This window comes from Stenotrophomonas sp. 89682_Sma, assembly GCF_056481405.1.
Window position 1 is genome coordinate 2147229 of sequence record NZ_CM151147.1, and the last position, 25822, is coordinate 2173050.

25 protein-coding genes are annotated in these 25822 nt (G+C 67.8%); all 25 read right to left on the reverse strand.

Annotation, left to right across the window (positions count from 1 at the left end):
* Positions 1–8: 8 nt before the first annotated feature.
* Entirely contained in the window at positions 9–2069 is a 2061-nt protein-coding gene (flhA, locus tag ACZK29_RS09975; RefSeq protein ID WP_181502553.1) for a flagellar biosynthesis protein FlhA, read from the reverse strand.
* A 44-nt stretch (positions 2070–2113) separates the two neighbouring features.
* Positions 2114–3244 (reverse strand): flagellar biosynthesis protein FlhB, encoded by a 1131-nt coding sequence (gene flhB / locus ACZK29_RS09980; protein WP_478446996.1) that lies wholly within the window; start codon positions 3242–3244, stop codon positions 2114–2116.
* A 202-nt stretch (positions 3245–3446) separates the two neighbouring features.
* Positions 3447–5693, reverse strand: coding sequence for a CocE/NonD family hydrolase (locus ACZK29_RS09985; protein WP_478446997.1), 2247 nt, complete (start codon positions 5691–5693; stop codon positions 3447–3449).
* A gap of 116 nt (positions 5694–5809) precedes the next feature.
* Entirely contained in the window at positions 5810–7945 is a 2136-nt protein-coding gene (locus tag ACZK29_RS09990) for a putative bifunctional diguanylate cyclase/phosphodiesterase (protein ID WP_111202966.1), read from the reverse strand.
* Between the two features lie 275 nt (positions 7946–8220).
* Positions 8221–9012, reverse strand: a complete 792-nt coding sequence (fliR, locus tag ACZK29_RS09995) for a flagellar biosynthetic protein FliR (RefSeq protein ID WP_478446998.1) — start codon at positions 9010–9012, stop codon at positions 8221–8223.
* Between the two features lie 13 nt (positions 9013–9025).
* Positions 9026–9295 (reverse strand): flagellar biosynthetic protein FliQ, encoded by a 270-nt coding sequence (locus ACZK29_RS10000; protein ID WP_005413254.1) that lies wholly within the window; start codon positions 9293–9295, stop codon positions 9026–9028.
* 84 nt (positions 9296–9379) lie between these two features.
* A complete protein-coding gene (gene fliP / locus ACZK29_RS10005; RefSeq protein WP_049431111.1) occupies positions 9380–10159 on the reverse strand; it encodes a flagellar type III secretion system pore protein FliP in 780 nt (259 codons plus the stop codon).
* Position 10160: 1 nt separating this feature from the next.
* Complete coding sequence (gene fliO / locus ACZK29_RS10010) at positions 10161–10580, reverse strand: flagellar biosynthetic protein FliO (protein ID WP_010482437.1); 420 nt, start codon at positions 10578–10580, stop codon at positions 10161–10163.
* The gene (gene fliN / locus ACZK29_RS10015; protein WP_005409543.1) at positions 10577–10912 is read right to left on the reverse strand and encodes a flagellar motor switch protein FliN; all 336 of its coding nucleotides are present in this window, start codon (positions 10910–10912) and stop codon (positions 10577–10579) included. The genes fliO and fliN overlap by 4 nt, the downstream gene beginning before the upstream one ends.
* Positions 10909–11913 carry a flagellar motor switch protein FliM gene (fliM, locus tag ACZK29_RS10020; protein ID WP_111202953.1) on the reverse strand — a complete coding sequence of 335 codons (1005 nt, stop codon included), beginning with the start codon at positions 11911–11913 and terminating at the stop codon, positions 10909–10911. Before fliM ends, fliN begins: the two co-directional genes overlap by 4 nt.
* 10 nt (positions 11914–11923) lie before the next feature.
* Positions 11924–12439: a flagellar basal body-associated FliL family protein gene (locus ACZK29_RS10025; RefSeq protein ID WP_111202951.1), complete on the reverse strand. Its 516-nt coding sequence runs from the start codon at positions 12437–12439 to the stop codon at positions 11924–11926.
* 160 nt (positions 12440–12599) lie between these two features.
* The gene (locus ACZK29_RS10030) at positions 12600–13763 is read right to left on the reverse strand and encodes a flagellar hook-length control protein FliK (RefSeq protein WP_478453103.1); all 1164 of its coding nucleotides are present in this window, start codon (positions 13761–13763) and stop codon (positions 12600–12602) included.
* Complete coding sequence (fliJ, locus tag ACZK29_RS10035) at positions 13763–14230, reverse strand: flagellar export protein FliJ (protein WP_005413256.1); 468 nt, start codon at positions 14228–14230, stop codon at positions 13763–13765. The genes ACZK29_RS10030 and fliJ overlap by 1 nt, the downstream gene beginning before the upstream one ends.
* Before the next feature lie 3 nt (positions 14231–14233).
* The gene (locus ACZK29_RS10040; RefSeq protein ID WP_164147210.1) at positions 14234–15619 is read right to left on the reverse strand and encodes a FliI/YscN family ATPase; all 1386 of its coding nucleotides are present in this window, start codon (positions 15617–15619) and stop codon (positions 14234–14236) included.
* Positions 15616–16257 (reverse strand): FliH/SctL family protein, encoded by a 642-nt coding sequence (locus ACZK29_RS10045; RefSeq protein ID WP_478447000.1) that lies wholly within the window; start codon positions 16255–16257, stop codon positions 15616–15618. Before ACZK29_RS10045 ends, ACZK29_RS10040 begins: the two co-directional genes overlap by 4 nt.
* On the reverse strand, positions 16254–17240 hold the full coding sequence (gene fliG, locus ACZK29_RS10050; protein WP_024958226.1) for a flagellar motor switch protein FliG: 987 nt from the start codon (positions 17238–17240) through the stop codon (positions 16254–16256). The genes ACZK29_RS10045 and fliG overlap by 4 nt, the downstream gene beginning before the upstream one ends.
* A gap of 7 nt (positions 17241–17247) precedes the next feature.
* Positions 17248–18894 (reverse strand): flagellar basal-body MS-ring/collar protein FliF, encoded by a 1647-nt coding sequence (gene fliF / locus ACZK29_RS10055; RefSeq protein WP_111202943.1) that lies wholly within the window; start codon positions 18892–18894, stop codon positions 17248–17250.
* Positions 18895–18907: 13 nt separating this feature from the next.
* Positions 18908–19273 carry a flagellar hook-basal body complex protein FliE gene (gene fliE, locus ACZK29_RS10060; RefSeq protein WP_005416441.1) on the reverse strand — a complete coding sequence of 122 codons (366 nt, stop codon included), beginning with the start codon at positions 19271–19273 and terminating at the stop codon, positions 18908–18910.
* Positions 19274–20053: 780 nt separating this feature from the next.
* Positions 20054–21559, reverse strand: coding sequence for a sigma-54 dependent transcriptional regulator (locus tag ACZK29_RS10065; protein ID WP_478447001.1), 1506 nt, complete (start codon positions 21557–21559; stop codon positions 20054–20056).
* A complete protein-coding gene (locus ACZK29_RS10070; protein ID WP_005409556.1) occupies positions 21556–21933 on the reverse strand; it encodes a response regulator in 378 nt (125 codons plus the stop codon). Before ACZK29_RS10070 ends, ACZK29_RS10065 begins: the two co-directional genes overlap by 4 nt.
* A gap of 14 nt (positions 21934–21947) precedes the next feature.
* Positions 21948–23357 (reverse strand): RNA polymerase factor sigma-54, encoded by a 1410-nt coding sequence (rpoN, locus tag ACZK29_RS10075; RefSeq protein WP_478447002.1) that lies wholly within the window; start codon positions 23355–23357, stop codon positions 21948–21950.
* Positions 23358–23776: 419 nt separating this feature from the next.
* Positions 23777–24409: a response regulator gene (locus ACZK29_RS10080; protein ID WP_005413261.1), complete on the reverse strand. Its 633-nt coding sequence runs from the start codon at positions 24407–24409 to the stop codon at positions 23777–23779.
* Positions 24410–24501: 92 nt separating this feature from the next.
* The gene (locus ACZK29_RS10085) at positions 24502–25080 is read right to left on the reverse strand and encodes a PilZ domain-containing protein (RefSeq protein ID WP_106549941.1); all 579 of its coding nucleotides are present in this window, start codon (positions 25078–25080) and stop codon (positions 24502–24504) included.
* Positions 25077–25370 (reverse strand): hypothetical protein, encoded by a 294-nt coding sequence (locus ACZK29_RS10090; RefSeq protein WP_106549942.1) that lies wholly within the window; start codon positions 25368–25370, stop codon positions 25077–25079. Before ACZK29_RS10090 ends, ACZK29_RS10085 begins: the two co-directional genes overlap by 4 nt.
* Complete coding sequence (gene fliS, locus ACZK29_RS10095) at positions 25367–25783, reverse strand: flagellar export chaperone FliS (RefSeq protein WP_049448908.1); 417 nt, start codon at positions 25781–25783, stop codon at positions 25367–25369. Before fliS ends, ACZK29_RS10090 begins: the two co-directional genes overlap by 4 nt.
* Between the last annotated feature and the right edge of the window lie 39 nt (positions 25784–25822).

A 25822-nucleotide genomic window follows, 5' to 3' on the forward strand; every position in this document is an offset into this window, starting at 1 on the left:
GGGCGGCGTCAGCTGATCGTTCCGACCAGCTTCAGGCGCTTGTCCTCCGGCACCTCGCTGTAGGCCAGGACCGACAGCGACGGAACGCTGTGGCGGACCAGGCGGGCCAGCGCGGCGCGCACCGGGCCCGGTACCAGCACGACCGCCGGCTCGTTTCGCGCTTCCTGCTTGCTGACACATTCGGCCAGGCTCTGGTGCAGTCGCTCTGCGAGTCCGGGTTCCAGCGCGGCGCCGTTGCCCTGCGTGGACTCCTGCAAGACACGTTCCAATTGCGGGTTGAGGGTGAACACCGGCAGCTCCGCCGACATTCCGGCGATCTCCTGCACGATGAAGCGGCCCAGCGCGGTGCGCACGGCGGCGGTCAGCACGGCCGGGTCCTGGCTGCTGGGCGCGTGTTCGACCAGGGCTTCGGCGATCTTGCGCAGCTGGCGGATCGGAATGCGCTCCACCAGCAGGTTCTGCAGCACGCGCACCACCGCCGACAGCGGCAGCGCCTTCGGCGTCAGATCTTCGACGAGCTTGGGGGCGCTCTTGGCCAGGTTGGCCAGCAGGTGCTGCACTTCTTCGTGGCCGAGCAGCTCGGGCGCGTGTTCGCGGATCAGGTGCGACAGATGGGTGGCGACCACGGTGGCCGGGTCGACCACGGTGTAGCCCAGCGTTTCGGCCTGGGCGCGCTGGTGCGGCTGGATCCAGGTGGCATCCAGGCCGAACGCGGGGTCCTTGCCGGCGATGCCTTCCAGCGCGCCGAGCGCACTGCCCGGGTCCAGCGCCAGTTCGCGGTCGGGGTGGATCTCGGCGGTGGCCACCGGCACGCCGTGCACCAGCACGCGGTAGCCGTTGGCGGGCAGTTCCAGGTTGTCGCGGATATGCACCGAGGGAATCAGGAAGCCGACATCCTGGGTCAGCTTGCGGCGCACGCCCTTGATGCGCGCCATCAGTTCACCGCCCTGGTTGCTGTCGACCAGCGGGATCAGCCGGTAGCCGACCTCCAGGCCCAGCGGATCGACCGGGCGCAGCTCGTCCCAGCTCAGTTCGGCGGTCGGTGCCGGCGCGGCCGGGCGGCCCAGTGCGTTGAGGGCAGCGGCGTCATTGCCTGCGGCTGCCGGATCGGCGGCGGCGGTCTTGCCCTTGCGATAGACCTTCCAGGCGATGAAACCGAGGATCGCAGCCAGCGTCAGGAAAGCGACGTTGGGCATGCCCGGCACCAGGCCGACCACGCCGATGATGCCGGCGGTGATCGCCAGCGCGCGGTACTGGCCGAACACCTGGCCGGTCATGGCCTGGGCCATGTCCTGCGAGCGCGAGGCGCGGGTCACCAGCATCGCCACCGCGCTGGACACCAGCAGCGCCGGCAGCTGCGCCACCAGGCCGTCACCGATGGACAGCAGGGTGTAGGTGGCGGCGGCGTCGCCGAACGGCATGCCATGCTGCAGCACGCCCACGGCCAGGCCGCCGAGCATGTTGATGAACAGGATCAGGATGCCGGCGATGGCGTCACCGCGGATGAACTTGCTGGCACCGTCCATCGCGCCGTAGAAGTCGGCTTCCTCGCGGACCTCCTCGCGGCGCAGCTTGGCTTCTTCACGCGTCAGCAAACCGGCGTTGAGGTCGGCGTCGATCGCCATCTGCTTGCCGGGCATCGCGTCGAGGATGAAGCGCGCGGTCACTTCCGAGACGCGGCCGGCGCCCTTGGTGATGACCACGAAGTTGATGATGGTCAGGATCGCGAAGACCACGATGCCGACCGCGTAGTTGCCGCCGATCACGAATTCGCCGAAGGCGGCGATGACCTTGCCCGCGGCGTCGTGGCCGTTCTGGCCGTTCAGCAGGATCACGCGGGTAGAGGCCACGTTCAGCGCCAGCCGCAGCATGGTGGTGATCAGCAGCACGATCGGGAAGATGGTGAAATCCAGCGGGCGCTTCACGTAGACCACCGCCAGCAGCACCATCAGCGAGATGGCGATGTTGAAGGTGAACAGCGCATCGAGCACCGGCGCGGCCAGCGGCACCACGACCATGGCCAGCAGGGCCAGCACGATCAGCGGTGCGCCAAGGCCCTGGCGGATCATTTCCAGGGCGCGGCGGGTGTTGAATCCGGTGGAGGGCTGGGCGCTCACGGGCGGCCTCCCTTGCCGAATTCATCCACCTGGATGTGCGGGGCGTCCGGCATCGGGCCAGTGCGCCAGGCGCGCAGCTGGTAGACGTAGGACAGGACCTGGGCGACGGCCGAATACAGTCTCACGGGGATTTCCTTTCCGAGTTGGCCTTCCCGATACAAGGCGCGTGCCAAAGGCGGGGCAGAGACAATCGCGACCTTGTTGCCGTCGGCCACCTCACGGATGCGCAGGGCGGTCTCGTCCACGCCCAGGGCGACCACGGTGGGGGCGTTCATGGCCCCGCCTTCGTACTTCAGGGCCACCGCGTAGTGGGTGGGGTTGACCACCACCACGTCGGCGGTGGGCACCGCTTCCATCATCCGGCGGTTGGCCATCTGCTGCTGCAGCTGGCGGATGCGGCCCTTCACCTCTGGGCTGCCTTCGCTTTCCTTCATTTCCCGGCGCAGCTCTTCACGGGTCATCTTCAGCTTGCGCATCCAGTTCCAGCGCTGGTACGGCGCGTCGATGGCGGCCAGCACCAGCATGGCGCCGGCGGTGGCCAGCAGCAGGCGCAGGGTGAAGCCGAGGCCGTCGGTGATGGCGGTCTCCAGCGGGTGGTGGATCAGCCCGCGCAGGGTGTCGAAGCCGGCCCAGACCACCAGCCCGGCGGCGACGCCGACGAAGGCCACGCGCAGCAGCGATTTGGTGAATTCGGCGATGGCCTCCGGGCCATACAGGCGCTTGAGTCCGCTCATCGGGTTCATGCGGTTGATGTCGGGCAGCAACGCCTTCTGCGACCAGCGCAGGCCGCCCATCAGCAGCGGGGCGACGAAGCTGGCCAGCAGGCAGACCAGCACCAGCGGTGCGATCACCAGCAGGAACTGCAGCAGCAGGTCGCCGAAGTGGCCGAACAGTTCCTTCGGGTTCTGCCGCAGGCTCTGTTCCGGACTGAGCGCCTGCTTCATCCAGGCCGTGGCGCCACGGCCGATCGAGCCGCTCATGGCCATCACCGCCAGCACGCCGGCACCGAACACGGCGGCGGTGCCAAGTTCGCGCGAGCGCGGCAGATTGCCCTGTTCACGGGCGTCGCGCAGGCGTTTTTCGGTAGGTTGTTCGGTCTTTTCGCCGGCGGATTCGTTCTCGGACATCACAGGCACTGCGACAGGGGATGCCGGGGTGCGTGCAAGAACTGTTCCGTGATGGTGGGTAGCTCATCCACGCATGGCGTGGATCTACCGGATGCCCGTTTGTAGAGCCGAGCCCACGCTCGGCTCTACAGGAGGGTGCCGCAGGAACCGTTCCGTGATGGCGGGCGGCGGCACGGGTAACGCCGGACCGTGCCCGGCGCAATCATCCGTCCGGCGTCACCGGCTGCAGCGGAATCGACAACATGCTGTCGCTGTGCCAGTCCACCCGCAGCGGTTCGCCCGCATCGGCCACGCTCTCGTCGCTGACATCGCGCCCGGTACCGTGGTTCACCTGGTGCATCGCGTCCTTCAGTACATCCACCTTCACCAGCAGGCGGCTGCCGGCGGCCAGTCGGCGCGCCACCATGCGCGTGCGGTCGAAGGGCAGGCGGGTCCATTGCCCGGGTTGCAGCAGCTGGCGCGTTGTCGGGTCGCGTACATGGCTGGCCCGGCCCATGTAGTAGGACAGCTGCATCCGACGTCCATCGGCGAGCAGCTCGTACAGGGTGACAGTGAAATCGAAATCCCGCTTGTTGATCCTGACCTTCAGGTCGCCGGAGAAGCTGCCAACCATGTCCATGGAACGGGTGAACGGGTCGGAGACGAAGGACAGCGCGGTATCCACCTCGTCCCGCGCGGCGATGATCGGGAACGGGTAATAGCCATGCCGAATTTCATTGCGGTCGGCCATGTCCACGGTCTGCCGCAGCTGGCCCGGTACGGGTGGCTGTTCCTGCAGCCGGTGGTATCCATCGGACGATGCCTGGTCGGCGGAGAGGTGGTAGCGGCGGTGATCGCCTGCGGCCGCCTCCAGCGTTGCCGCATGGCCCCACGTGTTGGCGCCCATCAGCTGATAGTTCACACGGTTGGGCACCAGCGCCGGTCGCGGGGCACCGCGCAGTACATGGTCCAGCCATTGGAAGGTCAATGCGGGCGTGTCGAACTGCGCGACAGGGTCCAGCTCATATCCACGCAGCTGCATCGGCTTGAGCGCCGACTGCGCGCCGCCATGGTCGTAGGGGCCGATCAGCAGGGCATGGTCGGCGTCGGGACGATGCTGCAGGTGGTCCTTGAAGTACTGCAGTGCCGAGATCTGGCCATCGTCGTAGTAGCCCGTGATGGTCAGCACCGGTATGCGGATGTCGTTGAACTGGTCGCCATGCGGGACCATCGCCTGCCAGTAGGCATCGTAGGACGGGTGGGCCAACCAGCGCTGCAACCATGGGTTGGGTGTGCCATCGACCTGGTCGATCTGCCGGTAGGGGCGGCCGGATGCATACCAGCGTCGGCCGAGCTGGGACCAGCGGCGGTTCTGCGCGTAGGTATCCTTGTCCAGCATCGGACCATTGGCCACATAGAACGCCCAACCGTAGTTGGCACTCAGGAACACGTTGTTCTCCATCGGCAGGCCCTGGCCGGGGATGGCGGCAACGTAGGGCACGATGGTCTTCAATGCGGGATGGTGATGGCGCGCCGCCGCCCAGGCAGTAAAGCCCTCGTAGCTGCCGCCGTACATCGCCACCCGGCCATCGCTCCACGGCTGGCGGCTGATCCAGTCGATGGCCGCGTTGGCGTCCGTGCCGTCATGCTCGTAGGGTGCGATGGTGCCGCTGCCCTGGCCCTTGCCGCGCGCATCGACCACGATGCCGGCGTAGCCATGTGCGGCGGCCAGCAGCATCTTCTGCCGGTTCTTGGGTGGATCGGTGTAGATGGTGAACAGCATGGCCGCAGGCAGCGGCGCCATGGCAGCGCGTGGCCGTGCCAACTGGGCCGACAGCACCACGTCGCCGCCTGCGGGAATGCGCTGGGTGTCGTCGATGACGAAGCGACGCTGCTCTTCGGCCGCGACCAGCGGAGGAGCCAGTGCGGCGGCCAGGGTCTGTGCGCGCAGTACTGCGCGCAGCCGCAGCAGGTCCAGGGCGACGGCCTCGGCGATGGTCGCGGCCCCCGCCTGCGCGGCGATGGCCTGCTCCAGCTGGGCGCGCACCGGGGCTGGCTCGACCGAGAGCGCGGCATCGGCCTGCACTGCGGCAACGTCGTCGAGGGCGGAGAAGGTGCTGTGGAAGGCGCGCGCATACTCCGCTGCGTCCTGCTCGCCGGCGGTGGCGAGCAGCAGCATCGGCACCCAGCGTTGCACTGCTGCGGTATCACCGTCGCTTGCAAGCGATGCGCGTGCCTGCTGGATCGATCGCCGCGCTTCGGCCGTCTGGCCCATCGCCAGCAATGCGTGGCCGCGCTGTGCATCGGTCAGGCCGGGCGACTTCAGCACGCCCTTGCCAAGGGCCTGCAGGGCAGCGTCGACCTGGGCCGGGGAAGCATCGGCCGGCAATGACCACGGCAGATCAGCGGCGGTGGCGTGGCCAACAGCAAGGGCCAGCAACAGGCCAGCAAGGGGGGGGCGTAGGGCCACGGACGCTTCCTTGGATGACAGTGGAACGGCGCATCCACGCATGGCGTGGATCTACCGAAGGCCAACCAATGGTAGCGCCGGGCCGTGCCCGGCGGGAGGCGAGCGCAGGCGAGGCTCTACAGGGGCGCGTTGTCGCTGGGCGGCGGGCTCTGCGCCAGTTCCACCCGCGGCCGCGGCAGGTCGTGCAGTTGCATGAAGCGCGCCGCATCGACCGGCCGGCCCAGCAGATAGCCCTGCAGGTAGTCGCAGCCCAGACGCTCCAGGTAGGCGCGCTGGGCGGCGGTTTCCACGCCTTCGGCGACGATGTCCATGTCCAGCGCATGGCCCAGCGCCACGATCGCCGAGACGATCACCACGTCCTCGGCGCTGTGCTCCAGGTCGCGCACGAACGCGTGGTCGATCTTGATCTCGGTGGCCGGCAGCCGCTTCAGGTACAGCAGACTGGAATAGCCGGTGCCGAAGTCGTCGATGGAAATGCCCACGCCCAGAGCCGACAGCGCCTGCAGCAGGCGCAGGCTGGTATCGGTATCGCGCATGACGGTGCTTTCGGTGATCTCCAGCACCAGGTGGCGCGGGGCAATGCGATGGCGCTCGATCACCTCGCGCACATCCTGCAGCAGGTGCGGCGAACTGAACTGCACCGGCGACAGGTTCACCGACATCGACCAGCCTTCGTGACCGGCGTCGTGCCAGCGCCGCAGCTGCTGGCAGGCCTGGTCAAGCGCCCAGCGTCCGATGTCGTTGATCGCGCCGCTGCGCTCGGCCAAGCGGATGAATCGATCGGGCGGAATCAGGCCATGTTCCGGATGCCGCCAGCGGATCAGCGCCTCGGCACCGGCCACCTTCTGTGTTGCCACGCGGATCTTGGGCTGGAAGTTCAGGAACAGCTGGTCGCTGCCGATCGCCCGGCGCAGGTCGGCCAGCAGCCGGAACTGCTGCTCGGCACTGTCGTTCATCCAGTCGGCGAACAACACGAAGGCGTTGCGTCCGGATTCCTTTGCCTGGTACATCGCCGCGTCGGCAAACGCCATCAACTGCCGCTCGCTGGCGGCGTGGTCGGGGCAGATCGCCACGCCGATGCTGGCGGTTACCTGCAGTTCGTTGTCCGGCAGCAGCGGTCCGCTGCCAACCGCCTGCAGGATGCGCCGGGCGAGAGTAGGCAGATCCTCGTCGTGCCCGATGCGTACCACCAGCACGAACTCATCGCCGCCCAGGCGGGCCAGCATGTCGTGGGGGCGCAGCAGCTGGCGGGTGCGCTCGGCCACTGCCACCAGCAGCGCGTCGCCGGCCTGGTGGCCATAGGCATCGTTGACCTGCTTGAAGCCGTCCAGGTCCATGAACATCACTGCGAAACGGCTGCCGCCCTGTTCGGCCTCGGCCAACGCCTGCACGATGCGCCGCTGCAGCAGCAGGCGGTTGGGCAGGCGAGTGAGCGGATCATGCAGTGCAGCCTGGGTCAGTTCCTGCTGCGCGTCGGTCAGCGAGGTGCTCAACATCGAGTTGCGCAGCCGCAGCAGCTGGGCCTCGACCCGCTGGTCCAGCCACGACACCACCAGCACCACGGCCAGGATTGCGACGGTCAGCACCACAACCAGCATGGCCAGCCATTCGCTCTGCAGGCCATCGCCGACCGCCGCGCCACAGATGCTGCCTTCCGGAAAGCGTGCGGCGGCCATGCCGGTGTAGTGCATGCCAACGATGGCCAGCCCGAGCAGGCCGGCGGCCGCGAGGCGGTCGCCGACACGGGTACGCTGCGCGCGCAGGCGGAATGCCACATACAACGCAGTCCATGAGGCGGCGACTGCCACCATAAGCGAGAACAGCAGCCAGCCCGGGTCATAGTCGATGCCGGGTTGCATGCGCATCGCCGCCATGCCGACGTAGTGCATGCCGGCAATGCCGATACCCATCAGCAATGCCCCGCCGGCCAGGCGTGGATGCGGCAGGGTGCGCAGCGAAACCAGCCACAGCGCGAACACCGACGAGGCGATGGCCAGAGCCAGGGAGAGCAGGGTGATCGGCAGGTCGTAGCCGAGCGGAATGGGCAGGTCGAAGGCGAGCATGCCGATGAAGTGCATCGACCAGATGCCCAGGCCCATGGCGAAGCCGCCCCCCAGGCGCCACCACCACGCCGCGCCCTTGCCTGGTGCGGTGACGGTGCGCCCGGCCATCGCCAGCGCGGTGTACGAAGCCATCACCGCGACCAGCAACGAGATCGCCACCAGCCACGGATTGTACGTGCCTACCAGCATTCGTCAGTCTCCCGGACCTGCCTGTCGACGGAAACCACGGTGGGGCATGCATGAGGCAGGCCGACGCAGGGCGGCGGCCACGTGCGGCATCCCCCCGGTTGCCGCGCATTCACTCTAGCGCGCAGACCCGGGGGAAGGGCAAGCAGCAAAACGTGAAATTGCGCCCCTGTCGAGCCGAGCCCATGCTCGGCTGCCGCTCCTGCCGAAGACAGCCGAGCATGGGCTCGGCTCTACAGAAACAAAGGCATGGCAAGCAGTAAAACGTGATGATCGGGTCACTGTGTGACCGCGTCCGCAGCCTGGAAGGCGGCATCGAACAGGCGCTGTACCGGCGGGCCCATTTCCCCGGCCAGCAGCGCCAGCAGGAACAGGCCGAGCAGCAGCGAGACCGGCAGGCCGAGCTGGATCGGGTTCAGCGCCGGGGCGGCACGGGCGAGGACGCCGAACGCCAGATTCACCGCCAGCATTGCCACGGTCAGCGGGATCGCCAGGGTCAGTGCGCCGCGCAGCACGGTCAGCAGGAAGGTCGGGGCGATGCTGAAGAAGGCGTGCGGGTCCGGCAGCGGGGCGCCGATCGGCAGCGCCCGGTAGCTGTCCACCACCAGCGAGATCAGCGCCAGGTGCCCGTTGGCGGTGAAGAACAGCAGGCCGAACAGCAGATAGAACCACTGCCCGATCACGCCCGAGGTGCCGCCGCGCAGTGGGTCGCTCATCTGCGCGAAGGCGAGGCCGGTGCCCTGGGCGATCAGTTCGCCGGCCAGCGCACCGGCTTCGAACACCAGGCGCAGCAGGAAGCCGATGGACACGCCGATGGCCAGTTCCCGCGCGATGGTCAGCACGGTGGCGGCATCGAAGCCGGTCCAGTCCGGTACCGGCGGCAGCAGCGGTGCCAACGCGATGGCAAGGGTGCCGGCCAGGATCACGCGGATCCGCGCCGGCACCGCGCGGGTGCCGACCATGGGCATGGCCATGGCCACCGCACCGATGCGCAGCATGGTCCACAGTACGGTGCCGATCATGCCGAAGGCCTGCAGGCCGTCGGCAGCCATCTGGGTGGCGGCGTCCATCGAAGCGTGTGTCCTAGCCGATCAGGTGCGGGATGCGCTGGAACAACAGCGTGGTGAATTCAACCAGGTGGCCGATCAGCAGGCTGCCCAGCGCGAACAGCACCGCAGTCAGCGCCGCCGCCTTGGCGACGAAGGCGATGGTCGGTTCGTTGAGCTGGGTCGCGGCCTGCACGACGCCGACCACCACGCCCACCACCAGTACGGTGAGCAGCAGCGGGCCGGCCACCCACAACACGGTGATCAGGCCGCCACGCAGTTCGGTCAGGGCAAGTTCGGGAGACATGGTCTTTCCATCGGTAGCGCCGGGCCGTGCCCGGCGACGCTCATGTAGCGTCGAGCCATGCTCGACGGCCGTTGCGGTGTTGGGTCAAGCCGGATTGAAGCTCGCCGCCAGCGTTCCCACGGTCAGCACCCAGCCATCGACCAGCACGAACAGCAGGATCTTGAACGGGGCCGACACCAGCATCGGCGACAGCATCATCATGCCCATCGACATCAGCACGCTGGCCACCACCAGATCGATGATCACGAACGGGATGAAGATCAGGAAGCCGATCTCGAAGGCGGTCTTCAGCTCGCTGGTGACGAACGAGGCGACCAGCACCGGGAACGGGATCGCATCGGGGCTGGCGTAGGTGCCGTGCCCGGCGATGCCGGCGAAGGTCATCAGGTCGGTCTCCCGGATCTGCGCCAGCATGAAGGCGCGCAGCGGGGTGGTGGTCAGCGTCCAGGCGGTCTGGAAGTCGATGTCGCCGTTGAGGTAGGGCGCCATGCCGGTGCTCCAGGCCTTGTCCCAGGTCGGCAGCATGATCATCGCGGTGAGGAACAGGGCCAGGCCCAGCAGCACCTGGTTGGACGGTGTCTGGCCGGTGCCCAGTGCCTGGCGCAGCAGGCCCAGCACGATGATGATGCGGGTGAACGAGGTCAGCACCAGCAGCATCGACGGGATCAGGGTGATCGCCGTCATCAGCAGCAGGGTCTGCAGCGGCAGGCTGACCGGTGCACCGCCGATCTTGCCGACGTTGATGTCCGGCAGCGGCGTGGTCGGTGCGCCGGGCGCGGCGAACGCCAGTGCCGGCAACAGGCACAGGGCAAGCAACAGCAGCCACGGCATCAGGGTGGCAAGTCGGGTACGGGTGACACGCATGTCAGGGGTCCTTGCGCAGCCGCTGCTGCAGCAGCTGGGCGAAATTCGGCAGGTTCTTGAAGTCCGGCACGCGTACCGGCGCCGGTGGCGGCAACGGTTCGGGCAGGGTATGCAGGGTATTGATGCCGCCGGCGGTGACGCCCAGCAGCAGCTGCTGGCCGTTGACCTCGACCACCACCACGCGTTCCTTGGCGCCGACACTGAGGCTGGCCACCAGCTTCATGCCTTCGGCAGGGCGGAAGCCGCTGCCGGGCATGCGCTTGAGCAGCCAGCCCAGGCCGACGACCAGGGCCAGCACCGCCAGCAGCGCCAGCACCGCGCCGAACAGGCTGGGTGCAGCGGCCGCATGCTGGCCGACCTGCGGGCCAACCGGCGCGGCGGTCTTGCCGACCGCCAACAGGGTGGAGGCCAGCAGGCTCAACGCAGTCTCCGGATCCGCTCGCTCGGGCTGACCACGTCGGTCAGGCGCACGCCGAAGCGGTCATTGATCACCACCACTTCACCGTGGGCGATCAGGGTGCCGTTGACGAACACGTCCAGCGATTCGCCGGCACCGCGCTCCAGTTCCACCACCGAGCCCTGGTTGAGCTGCAGCAGGTTGCGGATCGGCAGGCGCGCGCGACCGACTTCCAGCGACAGGGTCACCGGCACATCGAGGATCACGTCCAGGTTCAGGTCAGGACCATTCGCCTCATCGGCCTGCAGGCTGCTGAACTGGGCCGGGGTCGGTTCGAGGGCGTCGATATCGTTCATTGCGGGTCTTCCTGGATGACGGGTACGCGCGGGCGGGAGCCCGGCGGATGGGTAGCGGTGATCTTCACGGCGTTCATGCCGTTGGCGATGCCGAACTCGCCGGTGAACACGGGGATGTTCTCCACACACAGCGGCACCTGCGGGCTCAGGTCGATCGGCAGGATGTCGCCGACCTTCAGCTGGGTCAGGTCGCGCAGGGTCATGCGCTTGCTGGCCAGGACGCTGGACAGGGTGACTTCGGCGATGTTGAGCTGTTCACGCAGGGTCTTGCCCCAGCTCTCGTCGCGGTCGTTGCGGTCGCTCTGGATGCCGGCATCGAGCAGCTCGCGGATCGGCTCCAGCATCGAGTACGGCAGGGTCACGTGGATGTCGCCGCCACCGCCATCGAGCTCGACGTGCAGGCGGCACACCACCACGTACTCGCGCGGCGTCACGATGTTGGCGAAGTGCGGGTTGATCTCCGAATTGATGTATTCGAAGTCGACATCCATCACCGGTGCCCACGCTTCGCGCAGGTCGGCGAAGGTCTGCTTCAGCAGCAGGTGGATCACCCGCATTTCGGTCGCGGTGAACTCGCGGCCTTCGATGCGGGTCGGGTAGCGTCCGTCGCCACCGAAGAAGTTGTCGACGATGGCGAACACCAGGGTCGGCTCGAACACGATCAGGCCGGTACCGCGCAGCGGCTTGAAGCGGATCAGGTTCAGGTTGGTCGGCACATACAGCGAGTGCATGTAGTCGTTGAACTTGATCAGCTCGATGCCGCGCACCGACAGCTCGGCCGAGCGGCGGATCAGGTTGAACAGGCCGATCCGCCACAGGCGTGCGAAACGCTCGTGGACCATTTCCAGGGTTGGCATGCGACCGCGGATGATGCGGTCCTGGCTGGCGAAGTCGTACGAACGCGCTTCGCCGGACGGCGGCTCCGGATCGGTTTCGACCGCGCCACTGTCCACACCGTGGAGCAGGGCATCGATCTCGTCCTGGGACAACAGATCATTCATCGGTGGGCCCTTACTGGGTCACGAAACTGGTGAACAGCAGGTCATCGGCACCATTGCTGCCGGTCTCGGCCTTGAGCACTTTCTGCACTTCAGCCAGCGACGCAGCCTGCAGCTTCTGCTTGCCGGCGACATCGGCGATCTGGTCGGGGCTGACCTGCGAGAACAGCATCAGCAGGCGAGCACGGATGGCCGGCGCGTGGGTCTTGATCGCTTCCAGTGCGGCCGGGTCACGCGTCATCAGCTGCACTTCCAGCTGCAGGTAGCGCGGGCCATCGACCGGGCCGTTGAGATTGACCACGAAGGCCGGGTCCAGTGCGAAGTACTGGGCCGGGGACGGCGTCGCGGCCTTCTTCGGCGCCTGTGCTGCCTTTTCCTCGTGCTTGGACTGGGTGAAGAACCAGACGCCGCCACCCGCGGCGGCGGCGGCCAGCACGGCCACCAATGCGGTGATCAGAATCGGACTGCGCGGCTTGGCGGTCTTGTCCTTCTCGGCGGACTTCTTGGTTTTGTCAGCGGCTGCGGCCACGGGGTGAAGCTCCTGAGGGTTGCTTCACCGGGATATGCAAGGGGTGTGCCGAAGATGGGGCCGAGGGGGGTGACGGAATTCCGTCGGGTTCCGGCGTTCCGCCGGGCATGGCCCGGCGCTACCCTGTTCTGGTGGGTGCCAACCTTGGTTGGCACGCCTGTCAGGCGTAGGCGTCCAACAACCCGCGCTGGCGGATCAACTGCGCGGACGACACGCTGGTGTCGCCCGGCGACGGTTCTCCGTCACCGGCCATGCCGCCGGCGCCGGATTGCCCCGACGCATTGCCGTCACCGCCGGGGGCCTGGTGGCCAACATCAGCGTGTGCCAGCTGGAAGCCCTGTTCACCCAGCAGTTCGCGCAGGCGCGGCAGGCTGCTTTCCAGTGCCTGCCGCACGTCCACGTGCGGGCTGCTGAAGCTGGCATGTACCTTGTCGCCGTTCAACTGCAGGCGAACATCCACCGGGCCCATGTCGTCCGGGCTCAGGCGGATGTGGGCGTGACCGATCTTCTGGTCGGCCAGCCAGCCCAGGCGTGCGCCGATGGCCTGGTCGAAGCCGTCGTCGCCGAGCACCGGCTTCGGCGTCGGTTCACCGTTGAAGACTGCATTGCCGGCGGTGAGCGCGGCCTTGAGGTCCTGCAATGCTGCCGGAGCAGGGGCGTGCAGGAGCGGGGCAGCGCCACGGTCGCCGATCGTGGCCGGGTCGCTGCCCTCGCCACGGTCGCCGCGCTTGCCACCGGGCAGGATCATCTCCGGCAGTGACGAGATGGCGGCATCGTCGGTGCTGGCGGCCGACGGCTTGTTGTCAGCCGCTGGTGTGGCAACGGTAGCCGGGGCGGTGGCGGGCAGTGCTGCCCCGGTCGCGGCGGGCAGCGCCGTACTGTCACTGGCGAGCGTCGGCGCACCCGCAGCCGCGGCCGAGGGCCGGGCCACCGCCGGGTCGGTGGGCGTGGGCATGGCCAACACCAGGCCCGCCAGTCCCAGGGGGGGCCACGGCGCGTCCTCTGCTGCGTTGGGCTTGTCCTTGTCGGTACCGGGGGCACCGGCCATCGACGGCAGCGGCGGCAGGGCGGGGGCTTCGCCAGGGGGAGCGTCTGCATCCGCGCTGTGCTCTTCCGGCGCCTGGCCATTGCCGTCGGCGGTCGATGGCGGGCTCGAAGTGGACGTGCCTGGCGACGCTGGCGTGGCCGGTGCCGGTGAGGCAGGCGTGCCGCCCTGCAGCAGCTGGCTGAATTCCTTGTTGCCCTCACTGCGCGGCGCACGCGTTGTACCGCCGCCGGCATTCTGGGTCTGCGCGTTGGCGCTGCTGGCGAGCGGGGAGGGCATCACGAGCGGCCTCCCTGCTCGGTGCCGTCCTGGTCTTCGGCCTGCACCAGGCGCGCGCGGCGCGCACCGATGTCGTCCATTTCGCGCTGGTCGCGGCGGTCGGTCACCACTTTTTCCTGCGCACGGTAGCTGGCGGCAAGCTGTTCCAGCACGGCCTTGTCACGGCTGGCCAGGATCAGGCGGGCACGTTCGGCTTCCACTTTTTCGCGGTTGCCGTTGACCGTGGCCTGCTGCTGCTCGACGGCACTGTCCAGGCGGTCCAGGAAAGCGCGCCGGTTCAACAGCTGCGCCGGGCTGGTCGCTGCCATCTGCGCGTTGGCGTACTCCTCGGCATAACGTCGCAGTTCGTCCAGTCGCGATAGATGGGTGTCGAGCACGCGCTGGCGCTCGGCGAGATCGCGGGCGACTGCGTCCTCGTGTTCCTGGGCCCGCTTGAGCAGGGGGTCGATGCGCTTGGACTGGTTCATGGCTTAACTCTCTTGTTCCACCAGGCGCTGCAGTGCCGCCTGGCTGTGCGGGAGATCTGCGGCCTTGGCAACGTCCTGGCCGAGGAACTCCATGATTTCCGGCCAGCGTTCCAGGGCTTCGTCGGTGGCCGCGTCGTTGCCGCGCTGGTAGGCACCGATGGCGATCAGGTCGCGGTTGGCCGAGTAGGCCGAGACCAGCCGCTTCAACTTGCGGATGCGCAGGCGCCACGGCTCGTCGGCGATTTCCGTGACCACGCGGCTGACCGACGATTCGACGTCGATGGCCGGGTACAGGCCGCTGTCGGCCACGCGCCGCGAGAGCAGGATGTGGCCGTCGAGGATCGCCCGTGCCGCGTCGGCGATCGGGTCCTGCGGATCGTCGCCCTCGGTCAGCACGGTGTAGAACGCCGTGATCGAGCCACGCCCCTTGGCGCCGTTGCCGGCGCGTTCGACCAGTGCCGGCAGCTTGGCGAACACCGACGGCGGGTAGCCGCGGGTGGTCGGCGGCTCGCCGACCGACAGGCCGATCTCACGCTGTGCCTGGGCAAAGCGGGTCAGCGAATCCATCAGCAGCAGCACGTTCAGTCCCTGGTCGCGGAACCATTCAGCGATGGCGGTGGCACGGTAGGCGCCGTGCAGGCGCGCCAGTGGCGGCCGGTCGGCCGGGCTGGCCACCACCACAGCGCGGCGCAGGCCTTCCTCGCCCAGCGTGGTTTCGACGAAATCACGTACTTCGCGGCCACGTTCACCGATCAGGCCGACCACGATCACGTCGGCGGCGGTGTAGCGGGTCATCATGCCGAGCAGCGTGGACTTGCCGACGCCGGAACCGGCGAACAGGCCGACACGCTGGCCGCGGCCGATCGGCAGCAGCGCGTTGATCGCGCGCACGCCCACGTCCAGCGGCTGGGTGATCGGTTCACGTGCCAGCGGATTGATCGAGACACCGGCCATGCCGACGTGGCCCTCGGCGCGGATCGGGCCCTTGCCGTCCAGGGGCACGCCATCGCTGTCGATGACCCGGCCGAGCAGGCCTTCACCCACTTCCACGCCACCGCGGCGTGCCGAAGGCACCACGCGGGCGTTGGGCAGCAGGCCGTGCAGCTCGGCACTGGGCATCAGGTAGGTGCGCTCGCCGGCGAAGCCGACCACTTCGGCATCGACCCAGCCGCCGTCGACCACCTCCACTTTGCAGCTGGCGCCCAGCGGCGCCTCGCAGCCAACGGCTTCCAGGGTGAGCCCGACCGCGCGGCGCAGCACGCCCTCGCGGATCAGGCCGCGACCATGCGCGGTATCTACGCGCAGGCCGTCGAGGCGACGGGCCAGGCGCAGGTTGCGGGCCATGGCCCAGTCGGCGGGCGGTGGTGTCGGCTGCGATTCGGGCGTCATGCGCCTGCTCCGGTCTGGCGGATCACCGCATCCAGCGCGCCACGCAGGCGGGCTTCCAGGGTGCCGTCGATGCGCACGGCTTCGGCATGCACGCGCAGGTCGCCGCGGCTGAGGCTGGTGTCGGGCACCAGTCGTTGCTGCGGCGACAGGTTCAGCAAGGGGGCGAGGGCAGCGATGTCGTCGGGGTGCAGGCGCACTTCGACTTCGCGGGTGCTGCCGCCGACCGCGTCGATCGCCTCGCCGACCAGCTGCGCCAACAGCGCAGGGTCGGCCTCGTAGGCACGCCCGACCAGCGCACCGGCAATGCGCACGGCCAACTCGCCGAGTGCACCGACCACTTCGTTCTCCAGCCGCACCAGCGGCCGGCTGAAGTTGTCGAGGATGCCCTCGATCTGCGCGGCGAGGCGACGCACCTCGGCCTGGCCTTGGCCATAACCGTCGGCATGGCCGTGCTGGAAGCCTTCCTTTTCCGCGCTGTCCTGGATGGCCTGGATTTCCTCCAGGGTCGGCAGCTGCAGCGGCGGCTCCGGTTCGTGTTGCGGGTCCGGCTCGGTGAGTTCGAACGCATCCTCCTGATCCAGCACCGGTTCGGGCTGGGCCAGCAGGTCCGGGGCAAGCCAGCGCACGACGTTGCTCACAGCATGGCCTCCGCGCTGCCGCCGATGGTGACGGTGCCTTCATCGGCCATGCGCTTGACGATGGCCAGGATCTCGCGCTGTGCGCCTTCCACGTCGGACAGGCGCACCGGGCCGCGGGCTTCCATGTCTTCCAGCAGGATTTCCGCCGCGCGCTGCGACATGTTGCGGGTGATCTTGTCGCGCACCTTGATGTCGGCGCCGCGCAGGGCCAGGCCCAGGCGCTCGCCGCTCACTTCGCGCAGCACCAGCTGCATTTCGCGGTCGTCCAGGTCGACCAGGTCGTCGAACACGAACATCAGGTCCTGGATGCGGTTGCTCAACGGCGCATCGATGCGGGCGATTTCGCCCAGGATCGCCTGGTCCTGGCCGCTGTCCATGAAGTTCAGGATGTTGGCCGCGCACTGCACGCCGCCGATGTTGGACGACTTCAGGTTCTGGTTGCCGGCGAACTGGCGCTCCATGATCTCGTTGAGTTCATTGAGGGCGTTCGGCGGAATGCCGTCGAGGGTGGCGATGCGCAGCAGTACGTCGACGCGGGTGCGGTCGGGCAGCAGCTTCAGCGCGTCGGCGGCCTGGTCGGTTTCCAGGTGCGCCATCACGATGGCGATGATCTGCGGGTGCTCGTTGCGCACCAGGTCGGCCACCGCGCGCGGGTCCATCCACTTCAGCGCGTCCAGGCCGGTGGTGTTGCGGCCGAGCAGGATGCGGTCGATCAGGTTCCCGGCCTTCTCGCTGCCCAGCGCCTGCACCAGCATGTTGCGGATGTAGTCGTCCGAACCCACGCCCAGCGAGGTCTTCGAGCCCAGCTCCTGGCCGAACTGGTCCATCACCCGTTCCACCTGTTCGCGGGTGATGTCGGTCATGGTGGCCATGGCGATACCGATCTTCTGCACCTCCTTGGGTTCCATGTGGCGCAGCACTTCGGCCGCGTCCAGTTCACCCAGCGAAAGCAGCAGCACGGCCGCGCGCTGTACGCCGGTCAGTTGTGCCTCAGTCATTGGCCACCCAGCCCTTGACCACCTGGGCCACGCGCTTGGAGTCGGTCTTCACGGCTTCACGCGCCATCCGCAGTCGTTCCTCATATGAATCCACCGGCAGGGCCAGTGCGTCTGGTCCGGCCAGGCTGGCCCGGTCGGCGCCCAGCGCCGGCAGCGGCATGCCATCGTCATCGACCAGCTGTACGTCCGCGGTGTGGGGTTCCAGAGCCTGTTCGTCGTTCTTCTTGTTCTGGCCGGTGATCGCGCGCAATGCCGGGCGCAGCACGCCGAACAGCAATGCCAGCACCACCACGGCGCCCAGCAGCATGCGGCCGGCGTCGTGCACCCACGGCAGCTCCCACCAGGCCGGGCCTTCGACCGGCGTGGTATCACGTACGAACGGGGCGTTCATCACCGATACGGTGTCGCCACGCTCGGCATTGAAACCGACGGCCTGCTTGACCAGTGCCTCGACGCGGGTCAGTTCGGCGGCCGACAACGGCTGCGGGCTGACCTTGCCGTTGGCACCGGCGCGCGGCACGTTGTCCACCAGTACCGCCACCGAGACACGCTTGATGCGGCCCGCCGGCTGGCGGGTGTGCTGCAGGGTGCGGTCCAGCTCGTAGTTGCGCGTCGCGTTCTTGCTGCTTTCGGTCGGGGTCTGTGCGGTGGCGGGTGCGGCCTGCTGGCCCGGCGGGCTGTTGCTGGTCGCGCCCGGCACGCCCTGCGGGCCCGGGGTGCTGGTGGTGTTCTCGCTCATCTGCTCGCTGCGCAGCTTCTGCGGTTCACCGTTGTAGAGCTCACGGGCTTCCTCGGTCACCGAGAAATCCATGTCCACGCTCACTTCCGGGTTGACCCGGCCGGGGCCGGTCATCGGTTCCAGCAGCTCGCGGATGCGCTGGTTGAACGAGGTTTCCTGGCGGCGCACCTGTTCGAACTGTGCAGCGTTGACCGCCGCCTCACTGTTGGGGTCGGTGATGCTGAGCATGCGCCCGCTCTGGTCGACCACGGTCACCCGTTCCGGGGCGAGATCCGGGATGCTGGCCGCGACCATGTGCACGATGGCATCCACCTGGCTGCGTTCCAGCTGTTGGCCGCCGCGCAGTTCCAGAGTCACCGAAGCGCTGGCGACATCGCGCTGGCGGGTGAAGGCGCTGGGCTTGGGAATGGCCAGGTGCACGCGCGAATCGCGCACCGGGCGCAGCGTGTTGATGGTGCGCGACAGCTCGGTTTCCAGCGCGTGCTGGTAGCGCGCGCTTTCCACGAACTGGCTGACGCCGAAGCCGGGGTCGCGCTCCATCAGCTCGAAGCCGAGCTTGCCGCTGTCGGTCAGGCCGGAGCCGGCCAGCTTCAGGCGGGCGTCGTGCAGGTTCTTTTCCGGAACGGTGATGCCGCCGGTGGCGGGATCGAGTGCGAACGGAATCTGCGCGGCGCGCAGCAGGTCGGTCGCTTCAGCAGTGGCCTTCTGGTCCAGGCCGGTATACAGCGGGACCATGCCCGGCTTCTGTGACCAGAAGAACACGGACAGGCCTGCCGCCACCGCCACCGCGATCATCGCCATCAGGCCCAGCCGACGGGTGATCTGCAGACTCTGCAGGCGGTCGAACCATTGCCCGGCCTTCTCGGCGTTCAGGCTGTCCTTGGAGAGCGTCAGTGCCATGCGTCAATGTTCCTTACAGCGGCATGTTCATCACGTCCTGGTAAGCCTGGACGAGACGGTTGCGGACTTCCACGGTGGCGCGGAAGGCGATCTGGGATTGCTGCGAGGCGACCATCACCTTGGCCAGGTCGGCACTGGGGTCGCCCATTTCGAAGGCCTTGGCGAGGGCGCCGGACTTCTGCTGTGCATCGTTGACGCCGGCAATCGCACCACGCAGGGTTTCGGTGAAGCTGGCCGGCTGGGCCTGCGGTGCTTCCAGCACCGTGCCCGGCAGGGCATTGCTGCGCGGCGTTTCGCCCAGCGGGTTGAGCGCCGGCTGTCCCATCTGGGTCTGATAGGAGCGGATCTGCGAAAGGATCGAAGTGACGGAGTGGGACATCTGCAACGGTTCCAGAAACAGGGATGGGGTTGTCTGCTGGAGCCAGTGCAAGTGCCGTGCCGAAACCGGTTTTCGATTCAGTGAGGTGAGGGTGGGGGGGGGTGGTGGCAGGGCTGCGCCCTGCACCCGCAGAGGCCACGTCAACATCAACGTCAAAATCGGGCTATCCGTGGGGTGGCGGGGTGGGTCCGGTTACGGGGGACGCCGTAAACCCGTCCTTGGGGGCTTGGCCGCGGCATCCATGCCGCGGACACCCCCGCAACCGGACCCACCCCGCCTTCGACAGTGGGCCGCGATCTGTTGGAACCTGCTGCTGATGGTGCTTCTGATGGTGCTTCTGATGATGGTGGGTGCCGACCGTTGGTCGGCACGGGGTCGGATCCCGTTGCGACGCAACGGGCTCTGACCCCATTGGTGGCGCCATTTAACCGGCGTCGGTTTTCTGGCCTGCGGCTGCAGGCTCCATCGGCCGGAATTCTGGCGCTGGTCGAGCGTGGCGGGCGGGGTGCAGCCGGTGGCGGTGGCAATGCCGGGGCAGAGCAGGGCGGCGAGCAGGGTGAGGCGTGCATGGTGGAGCCTCGTTGGGAGATCCCACTCCATCCTCCGGAACGCGGCAACGTTGCCTGTAGGAATTCGTGCAGATGCGCGGCGTTGTCAGCGCGCGGCCACGGTCTCTATCCACGCATGACGTGGATCTACTGACGTCATGCAGCGGTACCAGAAGCACCAACGCCTGGGCGAGCCCAGGCGTTCGTGCCCCCTTCATGCTGGTGGCGCGGTTCAGCCGGCCAGTTCGGCCTGCTCGCGTTCGATGCCGTACTTGCGCAGCTTTTCCACCAGGGTGGTGCGGCGCAGGCCAAGCAACTGGGCGGCGTGGGCGACCACGCCCTGGGTGCGTTCCAGTGCTTCGTTGATCAGGCCCAGTTCGATGCTGGCCATGTGGTTGCGCAGGTCCATGCCCTCGTCGGGCAGTGCGGCCGGTGCCGCCGGGCGATTGACGGCGATACCGTGTTCCAGCGCCGGCTGGTTGCCGCTGCCGGGTGTGTGGAACGAGAAGCTGCGCAGGTCCAGTCGCTCTTCGCTGGCGGCGGGCGGTGCCGGCGCCAGCGCAGCGACGGCGGCCAGTGCCGCATCGCCACGATAGCGGGCCGGCAGGTCCTGTACGCGCACCGAGCCACCCGGATGCAGTACGGCCAGTCGTTCGACCAGATTGGTCAGCTCGCGCACGTTGCCCGGCCATTCGTAGCCGGCCAGTGCCTGCAAGGCTTCCGGGGTGAAGCGCACTTCGCCACGGCCGGTCCGGGCCAGCTGCGCGGCGATGGTTTCCACCAGTGCCGGCAGGTCCTCGCGACGCTCGCGCAGCGCGGGTACTTCAATCGGGAACACGTTCAGTCGGTAGAACAGATCCTCGCGGAACTTGCCCTCGGCAATACGGGTTTCAAGGTCGCGATGGGTCGCCGCCACCACGCGCACGTTGCAGCGGATGGTCTGGTTGCCACCCACGCGCTCGAAACTGCGCTCCTGCAGCACGCGCAGCAGCTTCACCTGCATCGGCAGGCTCATGTCGCCGATTTCATCCAGCAGCAGGGTGCCGCCTTCGGCCATTTCGAAACGACCCTTGCGGGCGGTCAGTGCGCCGGTAAAGGCACCTTTTTCGTGGCCGAACAGCTCGCTTTCCAGCAGGTCCGCCGGAATGGCGCCGCAGTTGATCGCCACGAACGGGCCGTCACGACGCGGCGAGCGCTGATGGATCGCGCGCGACACTACTTCCTTGCCGGTACCGGATTCACCCAGCACCAGCACGGTGGTATCGAACGCGGCCACCTGCTCGATCATGGTGCGCAGTGCGGTCACCGCAGCGCCGTTGCCGGTCGGGCCCTGGTCCTGTGCAGCACCGGCCTGGTGTTCGGCATCCAGGCGCTTGAGGCTGGCGCGACGCAGCAGGGCTTCCATCTGCGCGTGGCGCAGCGGCGTTTCAAGCGGCCAGATATTGGCTTCGTGCAGGCCGTGCTGCTGCGCGAATGCAGAGGCATCACCATCGGCCAGCAGCACCGGCGGTGGCAGGCTGCTGCCGCCCAGCCAGTTGTAGAGTGCAGTGCTGGACGCGTTGTCGTCCAGGCTGCCGACGATCACCGCCATCCAATCGTTCTGGCGCTGCCGGCCCAGATCGAAGTCGGCCGCGTCGGAGACCCAGCGCGGGTTGAAGTCCATGAATTCCAGCAGGGCAACGGTGCGCTCTGCACGCACGGCGTCGTTGTCCAGCACCAGGATGCGCGATTCGCTCACGACTGTTCCTCCCTGAGGCCTTCCAGGATCGGCATGACTTCCTGGATGTAGGACAGCTTGCTGACGAAATTGTCGGCGCCGGCACGCAGCGCGTGCTCGCGATGCTCGGCGTCGTCGAAGTGGCTGGCGATCACGATGTACGGTGCATCGTCCTGCGACTTGATCAGGCGGGTGGCCTGCAGGCCGCCCATTTCCGGCATCGCCAGGTCCATCAGCACCACCTGCGGGCGCAGCGTTTCCGAGCGCTCGATCGCTTCCAGGCCGTTGCCGGCGCTGCCGACGATCTGCAGCCAGTCGATCTTGCGGAAATGGCGCATCGCCGCGTTGATGAAGCCCTCGTGGTCATCGACCAGCAGGACCGTGAGCTTGTTCATGTCCAACATCCTTTTCAGCCCACCCGGGCCAGCTGGGGTTGCCTGGCGCTGAGCCGGCGCCGTTCGCGGGCCGGGGCGATATCCAGTTGTTCTCGGTATTTTGCGACGGTTCGGCGTGCAATGTTCACCCCCTGGCGTGACAGCAGGCCGGCAATGGCCTCGTCTGCCAGCGGGCGGCCGGCCGGTTCGGCGTCGATCAGGCGGCGGACCATGGCCTTCACCGCCTGCCCGGAGACGCTGGCGCCTTCCAGGCGCACGGCGAAGAAGTGCTTCAGTTCGAAGGTGCCGCGCGGGGTCTGCAGGAACTTGCCGGTAGTGATGCGCGAAACGGTGGACTCGTGCATGCCGATCTCCTCGGCCACTTCCTTCAGGGTCAGCGGGGCCATGGCCTCTTCGCCACGGGCCAGGAAGGCGGCCTGGCGCTCGACGATCACCCGCGCGGTGCGCAGCAGGGTGTCGTAGCGCATCGACAGGCCGCGGCTGAACCAGCGCGCTTCCTGCAGCATTTCGCGCAGTGCCGGGGCGGCCTCGCTGGTCTCTGCCAGCGCCTGTTCGTACTGGCTGTTGATGGAGACGCGGCGGCTGGTGGTCGGGTTCAATGCCACCTTCCACTGGCCATCGGCGTGCCAGGCGACCACGTCCGGAACCACAACGGCATTGCGTTCCGGCAGCAGGCTGTCGCCCGGGCGTGGCTGCAGCGACAGGATCAGGCGTACCGCTTCGCGGACGTCGTCAATTTCGGCATCGTGCTGGCGGGCGAGGGCGGGGTAATCATGTGCGGCCAGCGCATCGAGCGCGCCGTCCAGGATGCGCGTGGCCAGGTGGCGGGCAGGCACCACGCCGTGCAGGCTGCGCAGCTGCGCCTGCAGGCCCTCGCGCAGGTCCTGCGCAGCCATGCCGGCCGGTTCACCGTGCAGCAGCTGCTGGCGGATCGCTTCGACGCCGTCGGCAGCGATGTCGAACTGTGCGCTGGCCAGCAGCTGCAGCTGGTCCAGTGGCGCCTGCAGGTAGCCGGCCTCGTCGCAGTGGTCCAGCCAGAATGCGGCTACTGCCAGCTGGCGATCATCCATGTCGAGCGACAGGCGCTGCAGGACGCGCAGCTGCGGGTCGGTCGATTCGCCGGCGGCGATGCGCGCCATGCGGTCGTCGTCACCGTCCTGCCAGCTGGCTCCGGCCACGTCCCACATCGAGGACTCTGGCAGTTCATCGAACGCGGCGGTTTCCAGCGCCGTGGCGGCAACCTCGGTGGCGTCGGCGGCCGGTGCTTCGGGTTCTTCGATTTCCAGCAGGGGGTTGGAGTCCAGCAGGCGCTGGATTTCCTGTTCCAGGTGCAGGCCATCGAGCTGCAGCAGCCGGATCGACTGCAGCAGCTGCGGGGTGAGGTGAAGTTGTTGGCCCAGCTGGGTCGAGAGTGCAGCCTTCATCGTGGTTCCCCGGCACCGCTCCCCGGCGCCTTGTGGAACGCATCTTGCTTTTGATCCGGCGGGGGCGGAATCGGGGGGTTCCTGAGGGGCTTGGTGGTTGCCCCGACAGGGTGTAGGGATTTTCCCTACATGGTTGCGAGATATTGACGATGGGTGGAGCTAAGGCATTGATTCCCGGTGCCGGATCCGTCGATCCCGCCGTGTGCCGTGTACGGATTCCCGTCGGGGAGCGTCGGGATGACGGGATTTCGTCGCCGATGCGGGATGTCGCGGGTTGGTGGTCGACTGCACTGTTAGTCGACTGCTCTCCGATCAGACCCTGGAAAAATCCCGCGCTCCGCGCGCAAGTCGACTGACAGTCGACTCTACCGGCAATCGACTCTACCGGGCATTTTCCCGCCGGCCACCGCGGGCGCGGATCACTCCAGCTCGTGCTGGTGGCGCGCGGCCAGCAGCAGGAGATCGTTGGCGCGACGGCAGCCCAGTGACTCCATCATGCGTGCGCGGTGGGTTTCCACCGTCTTGACGCTGATGCCGAGGTCGGCGGCGATTTCCTTGTTGCTTTCGCCCTTGCCGATGCGGCGCAGGATCTCGCGCTGGCGTGGCGACAGCGCGGCGATGCCGGTGGGTTTCTCGCGGCCGAGCATCGGTGCCAGCATCTTGGCGGAGATCTGCGGGCTCAGGAACACCTGGCCGGCATGCGCCGCACGAAGCGCCAGTTCCAGTTCCTGCGGCGCCGCATCCTTGACCACGAACCCGACCGCGCCGCGGTCAAGCGCATCGCGCACGTGCGCGGCATCGTCATGCATGGTCATCATCACAACCCGGGTACCGGGCGCGCGCAGCCGGATATCGCTGAGCGCTTCCAGGCCCGTACGGCCCGGCAGTGACAGGTCCATCAGCACCACGTCCGGTGCGTGCTGCAGGGCCAGCTGCAGCGCCTGTTCGGCGTTGCTGGCCTCCGCCACCAGCTGCACGTCGGCAAACCCCTGCAGAAGCCGCGCCAGGCCGGCGCGGACCAGGGTGTGATCGTCGACGATGAGAACTCGCACAGGCACGCAGCAGGTCCGTGTAGGGGAGTCCACCTTAACTTAGCTGAACGGGCGCGCCAAGGCTTGCCCGCCAAGCGTGATGGTGGCAGGTTTCAGCGCGCCCGGCGTGCCTCGGCCACCTGGCGTCGGTGCAGGCGGAACAGGTGGCGCTCCATGGCCATTTCCAGGCCATCGCCAAGGCGCTGGAAGCGCAGCCACAGATAGTGGCCGCCGCCGCCATCGGCCGCTTCGGCAATCACTTCCACCGGCAGGTCGATATGGTCGGGCAGCCAATCGCTGGGCTGCAGGCGCACCAGGCCCGCCTGGCCGGGGCTGGCGCCACTGCGCGGGCCCAGCTGCAGGCGTATCCCGCGACGCGACCAGCGCACCGGGCGCAGGGTCAGTTCCTGGCCCTGCTGGCGGACCAGGCGGCCAAGCAACACCATCGCCAGATCCAGCTTCGCCTCCAGCCGCTGCAATTGCAGGCTGGCTTCATTGCGATCGTCATGCTCGTCAACGCGGCTGTCTTCAACCAGTGCCAGGCTGCGCAGCAGGCCTTCGGCGCTGCCGGTACGGCCGGCGCCACTGCCTGCCTGGAACTCGGCAGGTAGCGCCAGCTCGCAGCTGAGCGTTTCGTCGAACAGCTCGCTTTCGGCAGGATGGTGCAGCGACGTTGTCGGCAGTTGGGTCATGCCAGCGATTCTGCCTGCAGGTAGGCATGCGCCGCGCGAAGAGAGCGCTGCCCGTCATTCATCAGTGCAGCCACCGCATCGCGGCGCTGGCGCAGCAGGCCCAGCAGGTTCTGCTGGCGCTCGAACAGAGCGCTGAGTGGTGCGTGGTCGTCCATGGTCAGCGGCTGGCTGAGCAGGGCATGCAGCGTGCTGTCGTGGCCGTCGAGCAGGCTGTCGGCCTGATCGAGCGCATCTTCGCCCAGGGCCTTTTCGAAGGCGTCCAGTTGCGCGTGCAGTTCGTGCAGGCTCATGGCGCCACCGCGGCCGGGCGGCGCTGTTCCATCGGGATCGCATTCCAGGCGCTGTCGATCTCGCCCAGCAGCTGCAGGGATTCGTCGAGGGCGGCACGGTCGTTGTGCAGGTTGGCCTCGGTCAGGCGCTGCAGCACGTAGTCGTAGAGTGCCGACAGATTTCCGGCGATTTCACCGCCGGCCTCATGATCCAGCGAGCCATTGAGGTGGCCGACGATTGCGCAGACCTCACCGATCGCCTTGCCCTTGCCGGCCTGGTCGCCACGCTCGAGGCTGGCCAGTGCGCGCCGCACGCGCTCCAGCGCGCCGGCCAGCAGCATCGCCACCAGCTTGTGCGGATCGGCGTCGGCAACCGCACTGGTCACTCCCACCTGGCGGTACTGCTCGGCATATTGACGGCTGGAACCGTACATTCGTGATTCTCCTTGCGCTGGGTGCCGCCGGCAGGTCGT

Coding starts and splice junctions, on each gene's coding strand:
- flhA (WP_181502553.1), bottom strand. CDS start 2,069: ATGATCCGCCAGGGCCTTGGCGCACCGCTGATCGTGCTGGCCCTGCTG.
- flhB (WP_478446996.1), bottom strand. CDS start 3,244: ATGTCCGAGAACGAATCCGCCGGCGAAAAGACCGAACAACCTACCGAA.
- ACZK29_RS09990 (WP_111202966.1), bottom strand. CDS start 7,945: ATGCTGGTAGGCACGTACAATCCGTGGCTGGTGGCGATCTCGTTGCTG.
- fliR (WP_478446998.1), bottom strand. CDS start 9,012: ATGGACGCCGCCACCCAGATGGCTGCCGACGGCCTGCAGGCCTTCGGC.
- ACZK29_RS10000 (WP_005413254.1), bottom strand. CDS start 9,295: ATGTCTCCCGAACTTGCCCTGACCGAACTGCGTGGCGGCCTGATCACC.
- fliP (WP_049431111.1), bottom strand. CDS start 10,159: ATGCGTGTCACCCGTACCCGACTTGCCACCCTGATGCCGTGGCTGCTG.
- fliN (WP_005409543.1), bottom strand. CDS start 10,912: ATGAACGATATCGACGCCCTCGAACCGACCCCGGCCCAGTTCAGCAGC.
- fliM (WP_111202953.1), bottom strand. CDS start 11,913: ATGAATGATCTGTTGTCCCAGGACGAGATCGATGCCCTGCTCCACGGT.
- ACZK29_RS10030 (WP_478453103.1), bottom strand. CDS start 13,763: ATGCCCTCCCCGCTCGCCAGCAGCGCCAACGCGCAGACCCAGAATGCC.
- fliJ (WP_005413256.1), bottom strand. CDS start 14,230: ATGAACCAGTCCAAGCGCATCGACCCCCTGCTCAAGCGGGCCCAGGAA.
- ACZK29_RS10040 (WP_164147210.1), bottom strand. CDS start 15,619: ATGACGCCCGAATCGCAGCCGACACCACCGCCCGCCGACTGGGCCATG.
- fliF (WP_111202943.1), bottom strand. CDS start 18,894: ATGGCACTGACGCTCTCCAAGGACAGCCTGAACGCCGAGAAGGCCGGG.
- fliE (WP_005416441.1), bottom strand. CDS start 19,273: ATGTCCCACTCCGTCACTTCGATCCTTTCGCAGATCCGCTCCTATCAG.
- ACZK29_RS10070 (WP_005409556.1), bottom strand. CDS start 21,933: ATGAACAAGCTCACGGTCCTGCTGGTCGATGACCACGAGGGCTTCATC.
- rpoN (WP_478447002.1), bottom strand. CDS start 23,357: ATGAAGGCTGCACTCTCGACCCAGCTGGGCCAACAACTTCACCTCACC.
- ACZK29_RS10085 (WP_106549941.1), bottom strand. CDS start 25,080: ATGACCCAACTGCCGACAACGTCGCTGCACCATCCTGCCGAAAGCGAG.
- ACZK29_RS10090 (WP_106549942.1), bottom strand. CDS start 25,370: ATGAGCCTGCACGAACTGCACGCGCAACTGGACGCCTTCGAAAAGGCC.
- fliS (WP_049448908.1), bottom strand. CDS start 25,783: ATGTACGGTTCCAGCCGTCAATATGCCGAGCAGTACCGCCAGGTGGGA.